The following is a 7,888-nucleotide window of genomic DNA, read 5'->3' as shown; positions in this document are numbered from 1 at the left end:
GACTTTAACTTAATACGACGTTCTCAAAAAAGCTCCTAAATTTTGTTGTTGTTGACTTTTTCTTTGTATTACTTTATTTGAATCCCACAAAGTCGAACTTCCTTTTATCTATCAGTTAGAACATAGAGAAGACGTTTTAGAATATTACGACCAACCACCTCCTTTTAAAATTCAATATACTTCAGCATCGGGACGGAATTTAGGTGTAATAATTACTCCAGATTTTTTTGTAATTAGGTCTACTAGTGCAGGTTGGGTGGAGTGTAAAACAGAACAAGAATTAGAAAAATTAGCACAAAAAAGCCCTCATCGCTATCAACGTGATACTAATAATAAATGGCAATCGCCACCAGGATTAGAATATGCCCAACAGTTCGGGTTTGACTTCCTGCTATGGTCTAGCGCCAAAATCAATTGGACATTACAACGAAATCTAGAATTTTTAGAGGATTACTATAAAAGTGATTTGTCAATAAAACTCGACGAACACTATAATATAGTTATGTCATTAGTAGATGCACACCCAGGAATTTCTGTAGCCAAGTTATTAGATTACAAAGGAGTAAATGCTGACACTATATATAGTCTAATAGCCACAGAAAAAATCTATGTAGAGCTAACTGCACACCTTTTAGTAGAAGCCGATAAATGTCAGGTATTTAAATCTCGTGTGGTAGAGAATGCGTTGAAGGCGATTATTTGCACAGAAAATGTAGACCAAATGATTACGCCTATTGTTGATCTAATTCCTGGTACGTCAGTAGTTTATGATGGCGTGAATTTAAATATTATTTTAGTTGGTCAGGATTATCTGTTACTGAGTGCCAAAGAATTTGAGACAATCGAATTGAAGATATCTGAATTTTTTGCTTTGGTGAATTCTGGAAAAATTCAGATAAATCCCTTAAAAAATCACTTGCTCATGTATGAACAAGCGATGGAAATATTGAAGCGGGCTTCCACAGAAGATTTAATTAATGCTAATCGTCGTTTCAATCTATTAAAACCTTATTTAGATGGAGAAGCAGTAGGGAGTATATCAAAAGAAAGGTCTTTAAGACGTTGGCTTTATAATTATCGACAAGCACAACAAAAGTACGGCTATGGTTATCTTGGATTAATATCCTTAAATAACCGTAAAGGCAATCATAACCGAAAGTTACTTCCACAAGTCTTAGAAATTTTAGAAAAATTTATTACGGAAGAATATGAAAGTAAAAAGCAAAAAACTAAACAATCTGTTTATGCTTCATTTATTCACACTTGTTCAAAATCAGGAATTGCCGATGACCAAATTCCTAGTTATAAAACCTTTATAAACGAAATTAAAAAACGCCCAAAACATTCTCAAGTAGAAAAACGTTCAGGTAATCGTGCAGCCTATGAAATGTCAGAATTTTACTGGGAATTGGAATTATCCACGCCCCGACATGGTGATTTCCCATTTCATATAGCTCATTTTGACCATACAGAATTAGATATTGAACTGAGGTGTTCTAAAACAGGAAAAGTTTTAGGAAGACCTTGGCTAACTTTATTAGTAGATGCATTTACGAGAAGAATTTTAGCAATTTATGTAAGTTATGACCCTCCATCTTACCGAAGTTGCATGATGGCATTAAGAATTTGCGTTCAACGCTATTCAAGATTACCACAAATAATTGTTACTGATAATGGGAAGGAATTCTATAGTACTTACTTTGAAACATTATTAGCAATATTTGAATGTACTCTGAAAAGACGTCCACCTGCTCAACCTCGATTCAGTAGTGTTTGTGAACGATTATTTGGAACAACAAATACACAGTTTTTATATAATTTAGCAGGAAACACCCAAATTACTAAAAAAGTCAGATTAATGACAAAATCTGTCAATCCTAAAAATCTGTCTGTTTGGACTTTAGGATTGCTATATATGTATCTAACAGAATGGGCTTACTCTATTTATGACACAACCGAGCATCCTGCATTGCAAGGGCAAAGCCCTCAAGAAGTTTTTACAACAGGAATTAATCAGTTTGGTAGTCGTAACGGTCGTCTAATTCCTTATGATGAGAATTTTCGGATTCTAACTTTGCCAACAACAAAAAAAGGGAAAGCTTTAGTTCAACCAGGGAAAGGAATAAAAATATATAACAAATATTATTGGCATCAAATATTTCGTGACCCACAAGTAGAAAAAACTTTAGTTAATGTTAGATACGACCCATTTAATGCTGGAGTTGCCTATGCTTATATTCAAGGACTTTGGGTAGAATGCATTAGCGAATATTATCCTCTATTTAGAGGGCATTCCGAAAAAGAAATACAATTAGCTACTGCCGAATTGAAGAAACAGATGCAAAATCATGCAAGTTCTTATAAAGTTCGTTGTAAACAATTAGCTGAATTTATAGCTAGTACTGAAGCAGAAGAAGCTCTACTTACACAACGTTTAAAAGATTCACAAACACGTGAGGTCTTCCAAGTAATGGATGGTGGTTTACCAAACCTTAACCCTTACGGTAATTTGGAAGATATTGAATTATCTAATTTAGAAATCAAACAAAATGACCATCCAGAAAGACAAGAAAAAGAAACTATTAACCAAGAGAAATTGCAAATATTTAATAAATATTAGTTCCAGAAGATATGGAAAACAATCAAGACTTTCCCTCTCAATATCATACAGCTTCAGCATCAGAAAAAATAGCTGATTATACATCCTATACAATGGCACATCCCTATTTGGATAAAGCCTTTGAAACTCTCAAGCCAATTATAACTGATTGTGGAGATTCGCGGATTCTTTTTATTGTTGGACCAACAGGAGTAGGTAAAACAAAACTACGCCTCTTAATTGAAAAATGGATAATCGAGTCATCTTTACCTTTATTAGAAGTTAACAAAGGTTGTATTCCTGTTGCTAGTATTGAAGCCCGTTTATTCTCAGGAGGGCTATTCAATTTTAAAGACCATCTCAAACGTTGTTTATATGCACTAGCAGAATCACCAGAACTGATTCAAAATAAGATAAATTATGGAACTTCGAGTGTTTATCATAATTCTGATGGTCAATTGATAATTAAACCGTCTAGTTTGGAAACTGAACTAGGATGGGCACTAGAGCAAGTTTTAAAATATAGAAAGCCCAAAATTTTTTTGATTGATGAAGCGCATCATTTATTAGCTGTAGCTAGTGGGCGAAAACTTACAGATGTCCCTGAGGCCATTAAATCATTAGCAAATATTACTCAAGTTTTACATGGATTAATTGGAACTTATGATTTGCTAACCCTTCATGATATAGGAGACCAATTAAGCCGCCGCAGTATTTATGTTCATTTACCTCGTTATAATGCCGAATTTCAAGAAGATAGAGAAATTTGGCACTCAGTTATTTGGAATTTTCAGTGTCAAATACCAACAAGAGAACCTCCCGATTTTTTATCGCATTGGGAGTATTTGTATTCCCGCAGTTTAGGATGTGTTGGTATCCTCAAAAATTGGTCAAGGAATGCCCTGGTTGAAGCCCTAAATGAAAATGCTTCTACTGTTACGCTCAAACATTTAGAGAACAGGGCTTTATCTGTAGGTCAATGTCGCAATATTCTCAAATCTATTAAGCAAGGAGAAGCTAGATATGCAGAAATTGAAGGAAAAATAGAAGAGCTATATCAAGACTTAGGTTTACGTCGTCCACCTCTATCCAAACAAAGTTCTCTCTTACAATCTCAATCTGAAATAAAATCTCAAGATATTGAACCGAAAAAACGAAAAAAATCAGTTGGAGTTCGTAAGCCTACACGAGATTCTATAGGTCGAGAAAATGCAGTTTGACAAACTTACCTTATATCCCTGTTATGATTTGCATACTCCAGCTATCACAGAACGGAGTGTTTTATATTTTTTAGAGCCTATTAATATGGGAACTCTTGAATGTGAAAGTTTAATTAGTTATCTCATTCGTTTAGCTGAGGCTCATTGTGTTACTCCAGATAAATTAATTAAGCATAAAATCTACCCATTTTTTTGGGGTCATGATGATTTATCCACTTCTGATAAGGGAATTATTGGTAGAACTTTTACAAATCGTTCTTATATCAAGTTACTCAATTTTAGCGGTTGGTATACATCTAAATTAGTTGAATCTCTAGAACATCTCACTTTACGTAGGGATTTAACTTGTCTAACTATGATGCATTGGCACGAGTTAATAACTTGTGTTTATTTACTTCGCGACTGCAAAGCTTGGTGTCCGAGTTGCTACAGCTATTGGCATCAAAATAAACTCCCTATATACGAGCCATTACTCTGGTCTTTTGAACCAGTTGCAGTCTGCTCTCACCATCATTATCCTCTGATTACACAATGTCCTTATTGCAATCATAGATTACCTATCATAGCTCCTAATTCACGTCTTGGGTATTGTAGTCATTGTGGAGAATGGTTAGGAAATTTAGAAAAATATTACAAAAAATCGCATGATTTATATCACTCAGAACTAGCACTACAATCAGAATTAATAAAAATTCTTGGTTTATTAATCGCTTTGAATACTCAAGCTTCGCAAAATGAGAGCATCAGATTTTATAGACAAATTATTACATATTTTCAATTGAAAGAATTAGAAAATATAGAGTTATCAAACTCTCAGATATCTCAAAAGCGAATACATAAGTCTATGAGTTCTATAAAACATACTATTGAAGATTTTTGGAAACTATCATCTAGAGTAGCTTTGGAAAATTGTTCAAAAAACTAGAGATAGACAAGATTATAAATGGATTTATTTTTTCATTTTTAAAATGTTTTTCTTAGAACCATAATTTGTCCAATAGGTAATTGGAAGCATAAGCTGTCCTTTCCTGCCAAGTTATCATTCCAGTGACATAGAGTCAAACGTACTACATGAGGAACACCATGAATGTCGTTGTACCCATAATATTGCCGCGATTGGAACCATAATATTGCCGCGACTGTAGCTTAAAGGATAAGATTGTGATTTAAAGGAATTCTTTGCCGCTTTTAAAGCATAAGCTTGCCGAACTCTTGTAATTACAAGCTTTTTTTGTTGAAACTGCAAATTCTAACGGGTTAACAGGCGATCGCACCTACAGAAGAATGAGCATTCCAACAGACAATCCGGCAAACTTATCCTTAAAAAACGGCAATCTTTTGCTTTAAACCACACAATTGGAAGCATAAGCACGTAAAAACGGCAATATTATCCTTCCACTGACAATGAATAAGCCCAAGTTTTTTGTTACCCCTGGTGACAGCTTCGCTAGATCAAGCCCTATTTAAAGCTTTTTGGGTTGTTTTATAAGCATGAGCCTGTCGCCCTAATTTCAATTCAGATAAAATGCGATCGCGTAGCGCCTCATAATCTACAACATCATGCACTTTGGTAATGGCTGACCGTTCCTTAAGTTCAGAGTTACGTGAAATGAGATTCTGTACTTGGGCTTTAAGCGTCTCTATCTCCTGTTCATACCGCGTAATACTCGGTAATAGCTCTGAAGATTTCCATGTATTACACGGCTGAGGAGCATCGCCCTCCCATGTATTACACGGAAGGAGCTTTCTTCTAACTATTTCCTCCAGGTAGTCGGCTCTAGTTAATCCCAAACATTCAGAGGCAATACCTAATTCCTTCCATGTATCATCTGTTAACCGGACAGAACGAACTTCACGGTAGTCCGAGTTTTTAATGGCAAACTTACCTTGAATATCCCTTTTCATTGAACTTTTAACCATGTAATACACGGAAGAATTTACTAAAATTTGTCAACGCCGTCAACCGTGTATTACATGGTAAGGTTTGATTTAAAAGGTACGTTTCTCTGTTGTTTTAAGTGGCGGCTAGTGCTGCAAAGCGTGATATTCTGGTCGCAGCATGAGGTATTCCATCTAACCAAGACACTGTACGAACAACATTAATTGCAACAGCAGTGATAATGCGCTGTAATCGAACTTTTGGTAAGTTTCGGTAACGTGCTTTTCGTAAACCAAAAGCGTTTATTCCTTGTGATAAAGTTCCTTCGACACCAGCACGAGTGTTATAGCGCTCTTTCCATTCATCAGTATCTTGAGCCGAGCGAATAGTTTGAATAATTTGGTGTTCTTCTTCTGGACGTAATCTTAATTTTCTTGGCTCACTCTCGCTTTTTGATTTAATACACAAATGCCTAAAATCACAACGGCGGCAGACTTTGGAGGGAAACTTCACGTTAATTCCTGAATTGCCCCAATTATCTATTGCAGGAGTCCAAGTCGTACTTTTTTGACCTTGAGGGCACGTAACTGTTTTTGCCTCCCAATCAACTGTAAATTTACTGATGTCATACCCACCTGGCGTTTTTGCTTGCCAACTGACGTTTGGACGAACTGGACCAATAAGTTCTATATCAAAATCGATTTGACTTTTTATCAGTAGTTCGCTGTCCACGTAACCTGCATTCCATTGGGTTCAGATGGTGATAAGGCTTTCGATTCAAGGGATAGATGAATTAGTTCTGTTTGGTCTACATCAGATAATTGGGCTTGAGTCGTCTCAACATTTGTAATCAAATGAACATCATTAGCATCACAAGTTTCAGTGATATGTACCTTGTAACCAGTCCAGGTTGTGCTGCGTTTATTGGCATAACGACCATCAGTATCGTAAGGAGAGTCAAAACGATCGCCTGCTTTTGGTAAGTCTGCTGCGTTGCGCCAACGTAATTTACCAGCTGTATCTTCAGGTACGTCTGTGTAGTCTATATAATATTGATGTAGCCAAGTTCGCCGGAGAACTTCAATTGCTGGAATTTGCCGCAGCCATTGGGGTGTTGTTGACGATTCGTAGATAGATGCTAATAGCTGCATACCATCATTACCAATAGTTTCAGCTAACGAGTACCGAGCCGCAAGACATGCACGGTAAGCGGTACTCATCTACGGCACGTCCGTAACGTTCAAACCACTCTTGTGGAACCCAACCACGTAACCAATCTGGTGCGACAGTGGCGATCGCGTTTAATGCAGCACGTAAGGTTTCGGCTACGTTTTCAAGGCGATTCAAATTCCGAACTGCCGCCAGCACATGAGTTGAATCAGTGCGCTGTTTTCCTTTGTCTTTTATAATACCTTTTTCTTGAAACTGCTTTAATAAAATATCCAGTAATTTTTGTTCAACACCCCCCGCTATTAGTCGCCCTCTAAATTCGCGCTTGTACGCTAAAATCAAAGCCTGGGTCGGTTAGTTCTAGAGAAAGTGCGTACTTCCAATCAATTCGACCGCGCACTGCATCTGCTGCTTGCCTGTCAGTCATGTCGTTGATGTATTGCAACACACATACCAGGGCTAATCGCCAAGGGCTAAAAGCTGGTTGACCTCGTGTTGAGAATAGAGCTTCAAAGTCTTTATCGCAAAAGATAGTACCGATAGAATCCCTCATTTTTATACAAGTGTTACCTTTGGTAAAGGCTAAACGAGCGATGCGTGCTGTTTCTTCTGGGTAGTGGTCGATTTCTTGAAGTTGAATCATTACTATTCTCCACCAGTAGACAGCCTAACGATACAAATAATCGAACCATACCCAGAGGCTTAATTTTTTCGCGTACTCATTGGCAACTGGAGCACACAATCACAAGTTGAATCTTTAACAACAATGATAATCAAGTTTTAGGGGGCGAGATCGCCCCTCTTGATGTGATGATTATCATTTTAATTACAGGATGAGGTGTTAATAACACGCCTGTAGTCAATAAGCGGAAATACTTTACTTGAAATGTAACGAAATATTTCGCCAACAGCATCCATTGATACTCACGCCCCAATGCCGTTGACAAAGCTGCTGTCATCGGAAGCCAGAAAGACAACGGCTTTGGCGATCTCGTCGGGCGTGCCGACTCGTCCCAATGG

Annotated in this window: 5 protein-coding genes and 1 pseudogene; 3 read left to right on the top strand and 3 right to left on the bottom strand. The window is 37.0% G+C overall.

Going from position 1 to position 7,888, the window contains the following annotated elements; all coding sequences use genetic code 11:
• Positions 1–67 precede the first annotated feature (67 nt).
• The 3 genes from ACKTT2_RS01170 to ACKTT2_RS01160 are packed head-to-tail and all read left to right on the top strand — an operon-like array spanning position 68 to position 4,744.
• Positions 68–2,620: a TnsB C-terminal domain-containing protein gene (locus tag ACKTT2_RS01170; protein ID WP_407883124.1), complete on the top strand. Its 2,553-nt coding sequence runs from the start codon at positions 68–70 to the stop codon at positions 2,618–2,620.
• Positions 2,621–2,631: 11 nt separating this feature from the next.
• The gene (locus tag ACKTT2_RS01165; RefSeq protein WP_407883120.1) at positions 2,632–3,819 is read left to right on the top strand and encodes an AAA family ATPase; all 1,188 of its coding nucleotides are present in this window, start codon (positions 2,632–2,634) and stop codon (positions 3,817–3,819) included.
• Positions 3,809–4,744: a TniQ family protein gene (locus ACKTT2_RS01160; protein WP_407883117.1), complete on the top strand. Its 936-nt coding sequence runs from the start codon at positions 3,809–3,811 to the stop codon at positions 4,742–4,744. Before ACKTT2_RS01165 ends, ACKTT2_RS01160 begins: the two co-directional genes overlap by 11 nt.
• A 527-nt stretch (positions 4,745–5,271) precedes the next feature.
• On the opposite strand, the gene ACKTT2_RS01155 is transcribed toward ACKTT2_RS01160, so the two are convergent.
• From ACKTT2_RS01155 to ACKTT2_RS01145, 3 genes and pseudogenes are all read right to left on the bottom strand, one after another.
• Complete coding sequence (locus ACKTT2_RS01155; RefSeq protein WP_407883115.1) at positions 5,272–5,724, bottom strand: hypothetical protein; 453 nt, start codon at positions 5,722–5,724, stop codon at positions 5,272–5,274.
• 109 nt (positions 5,725–5,833) lie between these two features.
• Positions 5,834–7,511 (bottom strand): annotated as a pseudogene (locus ACKTT2_RS01150) (IS1182 family transposase).
• 281 nt (positions 7,512–7,792) lie between these two features.
• Positions 7,793–7,885, bottom strand: a complete 93-nt coding sequence (locus tag ACKTT2_RS01145; protein WP_407883122.1) for an SDR family oxidoreductase — start codon at positions 7,883–7,885, stop codon at positions 7,793–7,795.
• Between the last annotated feature and the right edge of the window lie 3 nt (positions 7,886–7,888).

Source organism: Scytonema hankhaensis NUACC26, assembly GCF_045865695.1.
Lineage (GTDB): Bacteria > Cyanobacteriota > Cyanobacteriia > Cyanobacteriales > Nostocaceae > Scytonema.
Note: the sequence above shows the minus strand (reverse complement) of the source record. Positions and strands in the feature narration are given on the sequence as shown.

Excerpts from the sequence above, each read along its gene's own strand:
- ACKTT2_RS01165 (WP_407883120.1), top strand. The coding sequence starts at position 2,632 with ATGGAAAACAATCAAGACTTTCCCTCTCAATATCATACAGCTTCAGCA.
- ACKTT2_RS01160 (WP_407883117.1), top strand. The coding sequence starts at position 3,809 with ATGCAGTTTGACAAACTTACCTTATATCCCTGTTATGATTTGCATACT.
- ACKTT2_RS01155 (WP_407883115.1), bottom strand. The coding sequence starts at position 5,724 with ATGAAAAGGGATATTCAAGGTAAGTTTGCCATTAAAAACTCGGACTAC.